15 protein-coding genes and 1 other annotated feature are annotated in these 13,856 nt (G+C 40.3%); of the genes, 1 reads left to right on the top strand and 14 read right to left on the bottom strand.

All coding sequences use genetic code 11. The annotated features are described in order from the left end of the window. Positions 1-161: 161 nt before the first annotated feature. Positions 162-521, top strand: a complete 360-nt coding sequence (locus HF966_RS05945; protein WP_168677101.1) for a GNAT family N-acetyltransferase — start codon at positions 162-164, stop codon at positions 519-521. Between the two features lie 660 nt (positions 522-1,181). On the opposite strand, the gene HF966_RS05955 is transcribed toward HF966_RS05945, so the two are convergent. The 14 genes from HF966_RS05955 to HF966_RS06010 form a co-directional block, all read right to left on the bottom strand. Further along, a complete protein-coding gene (locus tag HF966_RS05955) occupies positions 1,182-1,829 on the bottom strand; it encodes a putative bacteriocin export ABC transporter (protein WP_168677103.1) in 648 nt (215 codons plus the stop codon). Between the two features lies 1 nt (position 1,830). Beyond that, positions 1,831-3,972: a hypothetical protein gene (locus tag HF966_RS05960; protein ID WP_168677104.1), complete on the bottom strand. Its 2,142-nt coding sequence runs from the start codon at positions 3,970-3,972 to the stop codon at positions 1,831-1,833. Between the two features lie 137 nt (positions 3,973-4,109). Next, on the bottom strand, positions 4,110-4,244 hold the full coding sequence (locus HF966_RS08960) for a hypothetical protein (RefSeq protein ID WP_281418512.1): 135 nt from the start codon (positions 4,242-4,244) through the stop codon (positions 4,110-4,112). 27 nt (positions 4,245-4,271) lie between these two features. Then, entirely contained in the window at positions 4,272-4,406 is a 135-nt protein-coding gene (locus tag HF966_RS08965; RefSeq protein WP_281727732.1) for a hypothetical protein, read from the bottom strand. A gap of 85 nt (positions 4,407-4,491) precedes the next feature. Continuing rightward, entirely contained in the window at positions 4,492-5,013 is a 522-nt protein-coding gene (locus tag HF966_RS05965) for an Asp23/Gls24 family envelope stress response protein (RefSeq protein ID WP_168677105.1), read from the bottom strand. A gap of 21 nt (positions 5,014-5,034) precedes the next feature. Beyond that, positions 5,035-5,244, bottom strand: coding sequence for a DUF2273 domain-containing protein (locus tag HF966_RS05970; RefSeq protein WP_168677107.1), 210 nt, complete (start codon positions 5,242-5,244; stop codon positions 5,035-5,037). Positions 5,245-5,261: 17 nt separating this feature from the next. After that, positions 5,262-5,816 (bottom strand): alkaline shock response membrane anchor protein AmaP, encoded by a 555-nt coding sequence (amaP, locus tag HF966_RS05975; RefSeq protein WP_168677108.1) that lies wholly within the window; start codon positions 5,814-5,816, stop codon positions 5,262-5,264. A gap of 23 nt (positions 5,817-5,839) precedes the next feature. Beyond that, a complete protein-coding gene (locus HF966_RS05980; RefSeq protein ID WP_168677109.1) occupies positions 5,840-6,085 on the bottom strand; it encodes a GlsB/YeaQ/YmgE family stress response membrane protein in 246 nt (81 codons plus the stop codon). 312 nt (positions 6,086-6,397) lie between these two features. Beyond that, the gene (metE, locus tag HF966_RS05985) at positions 6,398-8,695 is read right to left on the bottom strand and encodes a 5-methyltetrahydropteroyltriglutamate--homocysteine S-methyltransferase (RefSeq protein ID WP_168677111.1); all 2,298 of its coding nucleotides are present in this window, start codon (positions 8,693-8,695) and stop codon (positions 6,398-6,400) included. Then, a complete protein-coding gene (locus tag HF966_RS05990) occupies positions 8,688-9,605 on the bottom strand; it encodes a methylenetetrahydrofolate reductase (RefSeq protein WP_168677112.1) in 918 nt (305 codons plus the stop codon). The genes metE and HF966_RS05990 overlap by 8 nt, the downstream gene beginning before the upstream one ends. 220 nt (positions 9,606-9,825) lie before the next feature. Further along, positions 9,826-10,069: a binding site (T-box leader), on the bottom strand. A gap of 90 nt (positions 10,070-10,159) precedes the next feature. Beyond that, complete coding sequence (dld, locus tag HF966_RS05995) at positions 10,160-11,839, bottom strand: D-lactate dehydrogenase (RefSeq protein ID WP_168677114.1); 1,680 nt, start codon at positions 11,837-11,839, stop codon at positions 10,160-10,162. A 146-nt stretch (positions 11,840-11,985) separates the two neighbouring features. Then, positions 11,986-12,435, bottom strand: coding sequence for a threonine/serine exporter family protein (locus HF966_RS06000; protein WP_168677115.1), 450 nt, complete (start codon positions 12,433-12,435; stop codon positions 11,986-11,988). Positions 12,436-12,445: 10 nt separating this feature from the next. Continuing rightward, entirely contained in the window at positions 12,446-13,219 is a 774-nt protein-coding gene (locus HF966_RS06005) for a threonine/serine exporter family protein (RefSeq protein WP_168677116.1), read from the bottom strand. A gap of 160 nt (positions 13,220-13,379) precedes the next feature. Then, complete coding sequence (locus HF966_RS06010; RefSeq protein ID WP_168677117.1) at positions 13,380-13,805, bottom strand: Rrf2 family transcriptional regulator; 426 nt, start codon at positions 13,803-13,805, stop codon at positions 13,380-13,382. Positions 13,806-13,856 lie beyond the last annotated feature (51 nt).

The raw sequence follows: 13,856 nt of genomic DNA on the forward strand, positions 1-13,856 counted from the left end.
GTTCGTGAGCTGATAAACTAGAAGACATAAGCTGCAGATCCTTTATGGTTGATTTTAGTCAATTACCATTAAAGTCTCTGCAGTTTTTTTATGCAAGGTGTTCGGTTTAATTTTACAATCTGCCATATGCAGAAGAAAAAATTCAAGCTGGTACCTGGCAAATGAATGATGCCTTAGAAAATTCTGAAAAAACATATACGCGTTTATTGCCAAATGGCCTTGAAACATCCGGAAACTATTTTTATTCAATCTATGATGAAATTAATATAATAGGCTACATTTGGCTAGGAACTGATAGCGAAAATGAATCAAATGCTTTTATTTTTGATTTTGAAATTTACAAACAATATCAAAACAATGGCTTTGGCTCAAAAGCTATTATATTAGCTGAAAAGGAAGCCAAAAATATGGGATTTCGTACCATTGGTTTACACGTATTTGGTAGTAATCAACGAGCCATACATGTTTATCAAAAATGTGGTTACGGTATTACAGATATCAAGATGCAAAAAGCACTCTAAATTAATTTCAGAGTGCTTTTTCTTTCTGAACCGGACCAATCAAAATTTACATAATCGTTGCTATTTCCAAACGCTGGAAAAGCGTTTGGAAATACAAAAAAATGCTTGTGAAAAACAAAAATCCATATACATCTCTTATACGCTATTAACTAGTTTCATAAGATCATAAATAATAACATTGCACAAACATAAAAAAATTGACCAACTTTTTTGATCGATTATAAAAAATAAAATCGGTATTCCACTGTGTAGCTTTTTTTGTGTTCAGGCCAATGTCATTCCGATTCTAAGTGTATTTAGTATAATTCACGAGACCTTGTTCAATAGAATATTCACTCCCCTTATATCCGTGATTACTTAGTATATTTTGTTTCCAATTTTTTCAACGTACTCTTCCAGACCAGCCAACTTACTAGGGTATATTGCTCATTCTTGTAGGTATCATAATCGTGGACATCATTTTTAGGTTCATTGCCTTTGTGACGGCATTTTAATCACAAATAAACGTTAGTATAAAGTCATTACGCCCCGCTTTATTTCAATGTCAGTGATATAGGTGATACGTAAGATTTTCTGCTTCTTATCAATTAAGTGAATTATTTATGAAAAGCAATGGTCTATTGTTTGCACATGCTAAACAAATAGACCATTGCCTTAATGTTAGTCTGTATTTAACACAATTTGCCTTGTCGCCATTTTCGCCACGTTTGAGTCATGTGTCACAAGAATAATCGTTTTTCCAAGTTGATTTGCTTTCAGTAGTAAAGCCATAATATCGTCGCGGTTCCCAGAATCTAGTGAGCCGGTTGGTTCGTCTGCTAATAATAATCTACCAGGCTTGATAAGCGCTCGCGCAATAGCAACGCGCTGTTGTTCTCCGCCAGATAGCTCATAGACATGACGATTTTCAAAGCCACGCAATCCCACCTCAACAAGTATGTTTTTAATCATTTGATTTTTTTCTGACTTGCTTTTCTTGAGATATTTTATAGCGATGTTGAGATTTTCAGCAACGGTATCTGATTCAATGAGTCCAAAATTTTGAAATAAATAGCTCAAATCATCTCGAATAATTTTCTGAGATTTTTGACTATTAATTGGGATATTGGTTTTGCCTGAAAAACTGTACATACCAGCATCAAAACGATCAATAAATCCAATAATGTTCAATAAGGTTGATTTGCCAACGCCGCTTGGTCCAGTGATGGCTAGAATCTCACCTTCTTGTACTGTTAAGTTGAATCCTGAAAAAATCGTTTTTTGGCCGAATTTTTTTGTTAAGTTAGCTAGTCTAATGAGTTCTGGCATCTTATTCTCCCCTTAATGTCGTACTTAAACTTTTATTTTCAAGCCGTAGTATAAATGTTAACGCCATAGCGGCATCAATCAACAATATCAAAATGACAATTGGTAACACGAGTAACGATTGACTAAATATGGCTAAAGTGAGGAATTGAATCACATATATGCCGATAAAAATCATCATTTCCCAGCGATACCGATCCTTGACTTTGTAGCCATGCATTTTTTGGATGGCTAATATTTTTCTTTTTGTTTGGATAATTGTTGTTGTGAGAAAGAATGAACTAAAGCCATTTAATATGAGCAATGCCAGCAATATGAGGCCTAAAATTTGTAATGATGATATATTGCTATCAATCTGATCACCAACCAATGACCCAATACTTGAAAACTTTGGCATAATTCTGCTGTCCCCTGTTTGTTGGTGAATTACCTTTTGAATGGTTTGAAGATTGTTGTGAGTATTGGTGATTTTAATTGGTGAATGATTTAAACCTGTATTTGCAAGCAGTTCTTTTTCAGACCAGGACATATTTTGCTGATTAAAAAAGGCAAAAATTGGCTGCTTGATTTGGCTGGGCATGTTTGAATTATAAGGAAATACCTTGATGTTTGCTTTATAGTAAACAATATTAAACGGTACCGTGTTAACGTCTAAGTGCTGTTGATCTTGAAACGATTGTCCTTCGAAAATACTATTTTGTATCAAATGAGTCATTTTTTGTTGTTCAGCTTTATAAGCTTCTGGTACAAAAAACGTCCGGATATTTCCTTGCAGCTTAGCCTTTGGAAAAGGGAACTGCATCGCTTCCAGATAGTTCTGGTTGATATGAACGATGTTGTATTCATCTGATTTTTGATACAAATGTGCGTAGTGATGCTGGGATAAAAAATAATTTTTCGTTGGGACGACATGTTCGACGTTAATATATTGTGCAGCAACAGATTGCTCAAGTTGTGCAAATAAATCAACAAATCGCTTTTGATTTTCTGATGTATTATTAACTAGGTCTTGTCCAGCCAACCCCGTTGGCGTGAGGTAATCAAGTGTCAACGTTTTTTGATGCGCCTGCCAATGCTTGCTCATTTGGTAGTTGGTCATGAGCGATTTGGCATTAGCCCCGACTAACATTAAAACACCGACTGTTGCTATCATTATCAAACATTTTAGTGTGTAAGTGATAAAGACGCCAATTTTAAAATCAACAAAATTCTTCAATAGATGCTGAATCGTCATATTTTTAATCACAAGATAAGTCATCAAATGACTGGCTAAGTGAATAAGGCCGATGGTTAACTGTACGACTATGAGCGTTGGCATCATGAGATTGGGTAGAAAGTCAAAGACAATGATCAAACCTATGTCGACCACAAAACTTATGCCAAAAATCCAGCCGATATTTTCTAGGATCTCTTGCCAAAAGATACCACTATTAGACCAACCATTTAGTTTTTTAATGCCGATAGCCTTGATGTAATGTAATGGCAAAATGAAGTTAATCGCAAACATGATCAACAGCAGGCATAGAATCATGACTGCTAAAATGATCAAATGATAATTGACAAAACCAACGCGGCCTTTCGATGTTTGTTTTTGTAAACTTTCGGTACTTTCACCAAAAAAACGCGCAAGTTGTGCTAACACTGCTGCTTGATTATTGCGACTTAAAACGACCGTATATGCGCCCACAATAGACATACTTTTATCTTGATAGGTTTTATCCAAAGTCTGTAATTTAAGTGTCCTCGGACTCAAGAAAGTTGGAATGATCGTATGAGTATGCCGTTCCTGACTGGGTTTATTACTGTAAACAGTATTTTCATTAGAAAATAAATTGGTTTTTTTCAGGCCAAATGCTTGATATGGGAAACTGTTCGCATCATAGATGACTGACTTAATCATCGTATTCGTGTTAATGACGTCGGTTTTAAAAATCGTGACTTTTTTATCATGTGACAGTTGTTTTAAAAAAGTGAGTTCCGAAGCTAACGAAACACCCCGATTTTCTTTAATATAAAAATTAAAGCTCTTGTCCGTCTTCTCGATCTCCTGAAGACGAATGATGTCTTTTGTTTGAAAAATATTCACAATAAGTAGCGTTGTGAGTATCACCGTACTGATCAAAATGGCGCGAATGACTTTTAGCAAGTGTCTATCTCCCCCTAAAAAATTATGCTGACGTGTGTTAAATACTACGTTTTTGCGCTTGATTTGACACACATCATAATTCATTTTTGATACAAATAAAAAGAGCAAAGCGCTGACGGCTTTGCTCTTTCTCAATGTCAACTTTTCTTTTTATTTCTAATGTCTTTGATTTCATGATAGACACTAAATAACAATTGGCCAACGGCCAACAAAACAGATAACCGGCTCCAAAAGCCAGCTTTTTTCATTTTATGCTTTTTTTCTGACATCATTTGTTCCCCCAAAATCCCTGAATTTAATTAGTGAATGGCATCTTGCAGTTCATCACCGGCCTTGTCAATTTCTTTTGCTGCAAAAATTGTACCGCCAATGACTAACCCACCGAGAACAAGTGATGTTGCCACTGTGAACTTTAAAATATTTTTTAACATCATGGATCTCCTTGATTAAGCGAGTCAGAATGACTAGTAAAAAAGAACCGTAAAGGTTCTTTGCCTTATTTGGACAAGATCAAACTTGTTAGACAACACGCGTATCGTCGTCTTCCGTCATTTTACTGGCGGTGTTTTTCACACTATCATAACCATCGGCAGCCTTTTCTTTCAAGGTATTACCGGCATCCGTTACCCGATCTTGTAACGTCACGCGAGATGATTCATATTCAGATTTTGTTTGAATATCAACAACTTCGACGTTTAACTCAACTAGGTTCAAGCTTGTCGTTTCGGTCAATTTCTTAGCCACGACCTGTGTGATTGATTGGTAAATGTCATGTGCATTATGGCCAAATTCCATAATCACATTTAGATCAACCGCGACCTGTTCTTTACCGACTTCAACTTCAATACCATCCGTAGCGTTGTCGCTATTAACGATTTTATTTTTGATATTGGCCACAAAGCCACCATCAACACCTAACAAACCAGGTGTATTTTCAATGGCATAGCCGACAACTTTTTGGATCACTTTATCGTCAAACGTCAATTCACCCTTAGGCGCTGCCGCTTGTGTGTCTTGTGTTGCTTTATTTTCTGTCACCATGCGTATTTCCTCCAAATGGACCTATTGTTGGTGCTTGCCGACGCGCTTTTTTATCACGGACAAGACATCAATATTGTGTTTATCTAATAAATAGCCACTATAAGTGCCAACTAGCGTCACGAAAATGATAAAAAGTGTTTTGAAAAATCCCAAAGCCATCAATAAAGTAGCTAACAGAAAACCCGTACCACCCATTATCCCAATCAACGCTAAACGGTTATAATTTTTCATCTCCACACTCCAAACGATTAGATCACGCGCGATGTTTTGCGCTTGCTGTGATTAGCTTGGTTGATCTGCATGTCAATTTTGACCGGCACATCATTGACGCCTGCCAACAAAGTTGTCAATTGGTCCGTTAATGTTTGCTTCAATCGGGGGAGTTTTGCGACCATATGTTGTTGGTAAGTAGTATCTGCCACAACCCGAAAGCGTCGTCGATGACGAGTATTCTTAATTTTGACGCGAATGTTGGTTAAGCCTTCCCCTGATAACTGCGTCTGAATAAAGTGCGTGATGCCATCATTGCTCAATGCCAGCCGACCACTTGATGAGACGCGCAATGGCACATCATGTTTTTGTGATGGCAAGAACAGAACCATCAAGAAGATCAGCAACGTGATCCCAAGCAGCGTCAAGCCATAATAGTGGCCGATAACTTGGCTATTGCCGTCGAGGTTCAGATGCCATTGGCGCAAGAGTTGCAAGCATTGCGCAAAGAGTCTTGGCCAAAGCATGAGTGCTAATCCGATCAAATAACCAATACTAAGTAAACTTAGCAAAGTTTTTTGCCATTTCTTCATATCACACTCCTTAAACAGTTGTATTAACGTCTATTCTTCACACCAAAAATAGCCGAAACAACGAGTACGAGAATAACCGCACCAATAATTGATGGAATGAGTGCCATCCCCGCTAGGCTTGGTCCCCAATGGCCAAGAATCCCTTGACCAATGGCTGAACCAATTAACCCAGCAAGAATATTGCTAATCCAACCCATTGATTCTCCGCGATTTGTAATTGCACCTGCAACGGCACCAATAATGGCACCAACGATTAATGACCAGATCATAATGAGATCCCTCCGTTTTTTCTCTTTTAAATAAAATTCTATCTAAGTAGCGCTACCTATTAGTGATATTATAGCACTGTTTTTGTTATTTCACAAATTAACATTTGAACAAACGCCCATACAACGGCTTTGGAAGCGCTTACTATTATTTATTTTTTCACAAGAAAAGAAAAATAAAATAAAAATTCTACGCAACTTATGGTATCGATAATGGCACGATTCACCATTTTTTTAACCACAAAGAGCAAACCACTGTATGGTTTGCTCTTCCTCAATATGAAAGAAAAAATCGCTGGTTTGCCCAAAAGCAAGTTATGCCTCTTGATGTTTAAGCACGACGCGGTCGCGTGCGGCTTGAAGACGAGTAAGTGCGATAATCACTTGTTCTTCAGTTCGCGTTTTTAAGCCACAATCAGGGTTGACCCAGAATTGTTTTGGATTAATCACTTGCAGACCACGTTGAATGTTGGCCGCAATTTCACTAATGTTTGGCAGTCTAGTCGCATGAATATCATAAACCCCTAAGCCAATTTGCTTTGTATAATGCGTCCGTTCAAAGGCGGCAATGATTTCCCCGCGCGAACGTGCAGTTTCAATTGAAATCACATCTGCATCTAAATTGGTAATCGTATCGATAATGTCATCAAAGTCCGAGTAACACATATGCGTGTGAATCTGTGTCTGATCTTGGACACCGGTTGTGGTAATTTTAAATGCAGCCACGGCAGCATCTAAATATGCTTGCCAATGACGGACTTTTAAGGGCAACCCTTCGCGTAGTGCCGGTTCATCAACTTGAATGATTTTGATGCCCGCTTGTTCTAAATTCAATACTTCCTCTCGCAATGCCAAGGCAATTTGGTTTTGAACAGTTGCCCGTGTGATATCATCACGAACAAAAGACCAATTGATAATGGTTAATGGTGCTGTAATCATGCCTTTGACCGGTTTGTCCGTTAATGACTGGGCATACACAGATTTGTCAACTGTGATGGGTTCTTGATAATAAACATCCCCATAAATTACTGGTGGGCGTACCGCGCGCGAACCGTATGATTGCACCCAACCATTCTTTGTCGCTAAGAACCCGCCTAACTTTTGCCCGAAGTATTCGACCATATCTGTGCGTTCAAACTCTCCATGAACCAAGACATCAAAGCCAATGCGCTCTTGCAACCGAATCCAACGCTTGATTTCCGAGGCAATGAACATGTCGTAAGCTTGATCCGTTAACTTACCCTGTCGCCATGCGGCGCGTTTTGCGCGTACAGTGGCGGATTGCGGAAAAGAGCCAATGGTGGTAGTTGGTAAGAACGGCAATTTTAATGCCGCAGCTTGTATCTTTTGCCGTGTGTGATAGTCTGATTTGCGTTTGAATTGTGATTCATCTAAAGCATTGACACGTGCTTTCACGTTAGGATGATGACGAAAAGGTGCTAATTTTAAATGGTTAAGCGCCTGTTGATTTTGGGTCAGTGCTTTGGTCACATCTTGCTGGTTGCAGGCCTTTGCAATGATGCCTAACTCTTTAATTTTTTCATCGGCAAAAGCCAGCGCATGATAAATTGTGTCATCGCGTGCGGCTTCATATTTTGTCGTGATGGGAACGTGTAACAGGGAATTACTGGGTTGCAGCCAAATTTTAGGCGCGTACCCTTGTAGCGTTTTGGCCAATTGCACCTTTTCTGTTAAATCTGATGCCCAAACATTGTGACCATCTATAATCCCTGCAGCCAAGATTTTATCTTTTGGGAATCCGATCTGTTGGATATGTTTCAGATTTTCACCATGATCATGGACAAAATCTAAGCCAATAGCTTGGACGGGCAGCTTCATCACAGCTTCGAAAGGATCAATCGCGTCAAAATAGGTTTGCAATACAATGTTGATTGTTGGCGCAACGCGATGTAAATAGGCCGCCATTTTTTGGTAAGGCAACACATCGTCAGCGTGGGTTAATTGCACCAGTGTCGGTTCATCAAGTTGCACCCATGAAACACCAGCTGCCGCCAGTTGTTGAAATACTTCACCATAGATTGGCAATAGCTGATCCAGAAGTGTGTTGATATGGTCGGCCTCAGTGACATAAGTGCCGTTAATTTTCCCAAGTTTGATGAGGCTAACAGGCCCGAGAATAACCGGTTTGCCATCGATATGCAAGGCATCTTTGGCTTCTTGCCAATAGCGTAACCACCGATTATCTAATAAACGTGGTTGGGTATGATCAAATTCAGGCACGGTATAGTGGTAGTTAGTATTGAACCATTTTGTCATGTCGGCTGGCACATTTTTGTCTGTTCCCCGCGCAACGGCGAAATATTCGCTCAAGTGCAAAGGCCGATTATACGAACCAAACCGTTCCGGCACCAGATTAAAAGCAGCCATTGTATCTAACACATGGTCATAATTCGAATTATCGGCCACTGGAATATGTGTCACCCCAAATGCTAACTGCTTTTGAAGATTTAATAACCGTAACCGTTTAGCGGCGATTTCAAATTGGTGGTCATCAATTTCATGGCGCCAATAGGATTCAAGCAATTGCTTCCATTCTCTTTTTTCGCCAAGTCTGGGATAACCTAAATTCGATGTTTTCACAGTTTCAAGCATGTTTGTTCTCCTTTGGTGAAAGACCGTCAGTTTTTTTGTTTTGTATATATTGGTTGATTTTGGGAATCATGGTGGTGAGGACATCTTGTTGATTCATGGCATAAATATGAATGCCATCGACCCCATGATCAATTAAGTCATAAACTTGTTTAAGCGCATACGTCATACCTGCTTGCCGAAAGCCAGCAGGATCATGCTGGTATTTATGGATAAGCTTTGTTAACTGAGCGGGCAGTGACGATCCGGTCAGATAGGTTAATTTTTCGACATGCTGCGGGCTAATAATAGGCGCAATACCAGCCGAAACTGGCAAATGGATCCTTTGACTGCTTAACGTTTCTTGCATGCGATAAAACGCCTGATTATCAAAGAAAAGTTGTGAAATGAGAAACTTAGTACCAGCGTGCATCTTGCTTTTAACGCCTTCAATATTTATCCCAGTTGCTGGATTGTCCACGTGACCTTCTGGGTAAATAGCAGCCCCAACACAAAACTGCTGGGTTTTGGAAATGGCCTGAATTAAATCTTTGGCAAAAGGAAAGTCATGCGTGCCCTGGCTTAACTCAGAGACGTCACCGCGCACTGCAAGAATATTTTCGATACCAGTTGTGCTGATCTTTTCTAATAATTGTTGTAGACGGTTTGGGGTTTGATTGATACCAGTTAAATGATGTAATACAGGAATACCCCAATCATTTTGAATCGTCTCGGCAATGTCATGCGTCTGCAATTGATTATTTTGCCCGCCAGCGCCATAGGTCACGCTGATAAAGTCCACGCCAGCCTTTTTAGGTTCTAAGTTGGCCAGGGCTGCATATAACGCCCGACGTCGTGTTGGATGCGGGGGATAAATTTCAAACGATAGCACAGGCCCAGTTTTTGTGTGATAAATTGTGTCAATCTTTGTCATAACGACTCCTCTCTTTTAACATAAAAAAACAGGCGTTACATGACAGCATCTACCGCACCACTACCACGCAAATAAACTTGCGTCGTCATTTTGTTGGAATGCAAATAATAAAATTTTTTAAAACCTTTCGACATATTGGTTACACTCCAGATTGCATACTAAGTGAAGTAACTTGTCTGAGAGACAAAAAAATCCCATAGTCTCTGTTTTCAAACAAAGACTATGGGACGAGGTTATCGTGTTACCACCCAATTTTAATAAAGCATGACTACTTTATACTCTATAGGTACATCCGTGGAAATACCTTGTCGCGATAACGGGCGCACCCGAGACATTCTCACTTCACAAAGCTGACACGACTATGAACTCAAAGACCATATTCCGGCGCGCCTCATGCCAAATCACACCCCACTTTGGCTCTCTATCAATCCGCTTCGCCGTACTCATCTTTTCAACGTTTAATCTTAATGCCACCATTATATAATAATTGTAATTTAATGTCAATTAACATGCCATTTTTACACGATAAAAACAGTATGATATAACAAAAAAGATTAATATTCGCCCCAGTATTTTGACATTGATTGTTGGCCAATGCCAGGATTGAAGCTATTCGTTGGATCGTTCTTACGGTAGTGATTGACCAATGCGGGTGCTGCAAAGTATAAATGCCCAACATTATGTTCAGCCGGGTACACCGCATGCCGGGCATCCAAGATTTTTAACATGTCCTTTTTCAATGCATGTGCATCTACACCAGGTTTGAGTATATAATCCTGGTGCATCACGTGATCAAGTAAGTGACCATAGTAAATTTTATAGGCAATTTTTTCTTCAATTTCCGGTGGTAATTGTTCGAACCAATGATACTCATTGCTAGCAAACGCGATATCTAAAGGCAAAATGTCAATGGTATCCTGTTTCAATTCTTGGTAGCGAATGGCGACACCGGCCGTCACATAACGGTGAGTTTCTGCCTTACTGGTTTCATTGGCATCTGCTTCAAAATAGTCCCCATCCTGAGTTGGGAAAATTGACGCCAGATAGTCACGTGCCTCAGCAATACCATCTCCAGCCATTTTGAGTTGCAAATAATGGTCGTATTTTTCATAATACGTTTCTAAGCGTTTGGGCAATTGGTTTGGGAAAAGATGACTGAGGGCTTGCAATAAGCGATCTGGGAAATAAGGCTTAAAGAACGGGATATGCTTCAAGAACCGTTCACCCCAAGCTTTCAAGGCAAACATCTGTGGCAAGTGTCCGGTCCCAATTTTTTCAATCACAATTAGCGAATCTTTACCGTATTGCTTAGCGAGTTCATATGCCGTCTTATGCATATACTCTCCTGAAACCGGCAATGCTTTAAATTGCGTCATGATATGCCGTCGAATATCTTCGAGCTCATCTGGATTATTCGTCCCAATATAAAAGACTTGTGTCGTCTCATCTTTTGGGAATGTATCTAAACGTACAGCCAGCGCGGCCACGTGACCAGCAGAACCAGACACTTCAAACAATTCTTTTGGATTGGCATTATAACGAATTGGTTGATCAGATGTCACATCACGCACCACTTTTTCATGGTTAAACATTGAGCCGTGATGGTCAGTTGCTGGCACTTGGTTTAAGTCGAAATGACGATTTTCCAAATTGGTAATGATCTCTTCCGGGGTGTTTCCTAAATCAATGCCGAGATGGTTCACTAAGTGCATCTCATCATTTTCATCAATCCAAACATATAGCGCCAATTCGGTATAGGCTGGACCGCGACGAATCAAGGCGCCACCAGAATTATTGTTTATACCTCCAATCACGGAAGCACCAAGATTAGATGAACCAATGACGGAATGGGGCTCGCGATTTAATGGCCGTAAGGCATTTTCCAAATTAAATAGTGTTGTCCCTGGGAAAGCTAGGACCTGTTCTCCATGATTAATCAGTTGTAGCGCCTTAATCTTCATGCCGTTGACAACCACAGCGGGCCGATCATAACCAGGGGCGGGTACTGACCCTTCTGTCAAACTGGTATTGGCGGCTTGCATAATGATCACGATGTTGTGATCATGCAAGACATTCAAGACACGCCACATCGCCATCAAACTGGTTGGGAAAACCACTGCTAAAGCATCCCCATGGCCCGAACGATACCCCTTTCGGAAACGTAAGGACTTCGCGGCATTCGTGATGACATTTTTTTTGCCAACAACCGCAACTAACTCGTCAACTAAACTCATATTTCCAACTACCCTCCATCGTGTTTGGACTAACTCTACACCCCATCATACGCCTTTTTTTGGTCAAAGTTTAGTCAAAATGTCTATTTTTCCGCATAATTATTAAAAAAACGATCATTCAGCAGGTGAAATACCGAATGACCGTGTTATCGTTCTGATGCAACGCGCTTTTTTTTGTAAAATATTCCATTAAAAATATTAGCAACACCAACACCCAAGGCCAACGAGATAGCAACACACCCTGTGTTAAATAGGCCTTTGAGCACAGCCGATAAATTATTTTCAGAAATTTTTTGCAACGTACTAAACGCCATACCACCTGGAACCAGTGAAATCAGTGCCCCAACATAGATCATGGTCACTGGGACACGAAAGCGGCGTGCTAAGTAAAAGCCAAGCACACCAACGACTAAAGCAGCTGCAAAATTGGGGACTACAATGCTGTGATACACTAAATTTAAAAGATAATAGGCTATCCACGAACAGACGCCAGTCATGCCAGCACCCAATAATGCGCGCTGTGGCACATTAGCAATGATTGAAAAACCAATACTCGAAAGCAAGGCTAAAAACGTGCTGAATAAAAAATTTACCACAAGCAATACCTCAAACAAAATTTACGATTTCTAACGCGAGCCAAACGCCAGTGACTAAGGATGACACCACCAACAAAGCGTTAATTGATCGCACCAATCCAGACAAGACATCACCCATAATAATTTCTCGGATGGCATTAGTCATTGCCAAACCAGGCACAAGCGGCATGACAGCGCCTAAGATGATGGAAAGTGATGAACTTCCAGACAACAAACTATGACTCATTAATACAAAGAGGCCAATACCAAATCCACCAATAAATTCAGGCGCATACGGTGTTTTGGAATATCTGTCGGTCATCACATAGCACAAGTAACCAATAATGCCAGCAAAAAACATGAGCACAAAATCAAGCCCGGTTCCCTGCCCAATTAACGAAGGTGCCATCGCCACCAACCCAGCACTCAATACTTTTACGGCCAAGGGGAAGTCAACTACCCGTTGTTTCAAGTCGTCAATGGCCACATAAAACGCGTCGGGCGAGATCGTCCCAGCCACCAAGTCACGCGAGAGACTATTAACGCGGTCAACTGTCTGCAAATTAAAACCCGAAATACGGGCTTTGACTAACTTTGTTTGGACACCGTTGTTTGCAGAAACGACGACGGCTGTCATGGTGACATAACACGTTAACGGCAAGCCGAGTGATTTGCCAATATGTTCCACCGTTTCTTCTATGCGAAACGATTCTGCGCCACCAAGCAAGAGCAACCGACCAGCTTCGGTGGCAACGTTGATAATGTCTGATTCTGTATACACAGTTTGCGATGTTGGCGTTGTCATCAATTCGTTCACCCTATTTGGACAATGAACACATTGTCCGTCTTTTCGTTTTATTATTATTATCTAGTGTATCATGGATTGAATGCACAGAAAAAAATACGAATGTTATTCGACAAAAACTTGGTTTTGTTCAATAAAAAAGCCGTAGTTCCCTACGACTTTAACATGACGCCTGTTGTAAAATATCTTGAATCACATCAGTTAGTGGCATGGCAGCCATTTTTTGGTAAGCGGCCGCTTCAACCGTTGTATACATATGGTCGAGCGTTGTTTGAATTTGACCCCCTACCAAGCAATTTGGGTTCGTTTTGGGATCGACATGCAAGAGTTGGTGTGTCATGTTAATCGCTTGATAAACATCATATAGGCTAATCGCCTCTGGGGCTCGTGCCAACGCTGGTTTCGCCACACCTTGGCGGGTGGTGAGTAAGCCTGCTGCACGCAAGTCCAACATCAAGTTACGAACAACACTCGCATTTGCGCCAATACTTGCTGCAATGGCCTGACTAGATAAATCTTTGGTTTTAAAAATTTCAATGTAAGCTAAAATGTGGATGGCATCGCTTAATTTATAAGAATAACGCATATTAGGCAGATGCCCTCCTTCTGTCTACTGTCGTTGTCCAATGGCGACCAA

This window comes from Leuconostoc holzapfelii (assembly GCF_012396485.1).
GTDB classification, from domain to species: domain Bacteria; phylum Bacillota; class Bacilli; order Lactobacillales; family Lactobacillaceae; genus Leuconostoc; species Leuconostoc holzapfelii.

Excerpts from the sequence above, each read along its gene's own strand:
- HF966_RS05945 (WP_168677101.1), top strand. The coding sequence starts at position 162 with ATGAATGATGCCTTAGAAAATTCTGAAAAAACATATACGCGTTTATTG.
- HF966_RS05955 (WP_168677103.1), bottom strand. The coding sequence starts at position 1,829 with ATGCCAGAACTCATTAGACTAGCTAACTTAACAAAAAAATTCGGCCAA.
- HF966_RS08960 (WP_281418512.1), bottom strand. The coding sequence starts at position 4,244 with ATGATGTCAGAAAAAAAGCATAAAATGAAAAAAGCTGGCTTTTGGAGC.
- HF966_RS08965 (WP_281727732.1), bottom strand. The coding sequence starts at position 4,406 with ATGATGTTAAAAAATATTTTAAAGTTCACAGTGGCAACATCACTTGTT.
- HF966_RS05965 (WP_168677105.1), bottom strand. The coding sequence starts at position 5,013 with ATGGTGACAGAAAATAAAGCAACACAAGACACACAAGCGGCAGCGCCT.
- HF966_RS05970 (WP_168677107.1), bottom strand. The coding sequence starts at position 5,244 with ATGAAAAATTATAACCGTTTAGCGTTGATTGGGATAATGGGTGGTACG.
- amaP (WP_168677108.1), bottom strand. The coding sequence starts at position 5,816 with ATGAAGAAATGGCAAAAAACTTTGCTAAGTTTACTTAGTATTGGTTAT.
- HF966_RS05980 (WP_168677109.1), bottom strand. The coding sequence starts at position 6,085 with ATGATCTGGTCATTAATCGTTGGTGCCATTATTGGTGCCGTTGCAGGT.
- metE (WP_168677111.1), bottom strand. The coding sequence starts at position 8,695 with ATGCTTGAAACTGTGAAAACATCGAATTTAGGTTATCCCAGACTTGGC.
- HF966_RS05990 (WP_168677112.1), bottom strand. The coding sequence starts at position 9,605 with ATGACAAAGATTGACACAATTTATCACACAAAAACTGGGCCTGTGCTA.
- dld (WP_168677114.1), bottom strand. The coding sequence starts at position 11,839 with ATGAGTTTAGTTGACGAGTTAGTTGCGGTTGTTGGCAAAAAAAATGTC.
- HF966_RS06005 (WP_168677116.1), bottom strand. The coding sequence starts at position 13,219 with ATGACAACGCCAACATCGCAAACTGTGTATACAGAATCAGACATTATC.
- HF966_RS06010 (WP_168677117.1), bottom strand. The coding sequence starts at position 13,805 with ATGCGTTATTCTTATAAATTAAGCGATGCCATCCACATTTTAGCTTAC.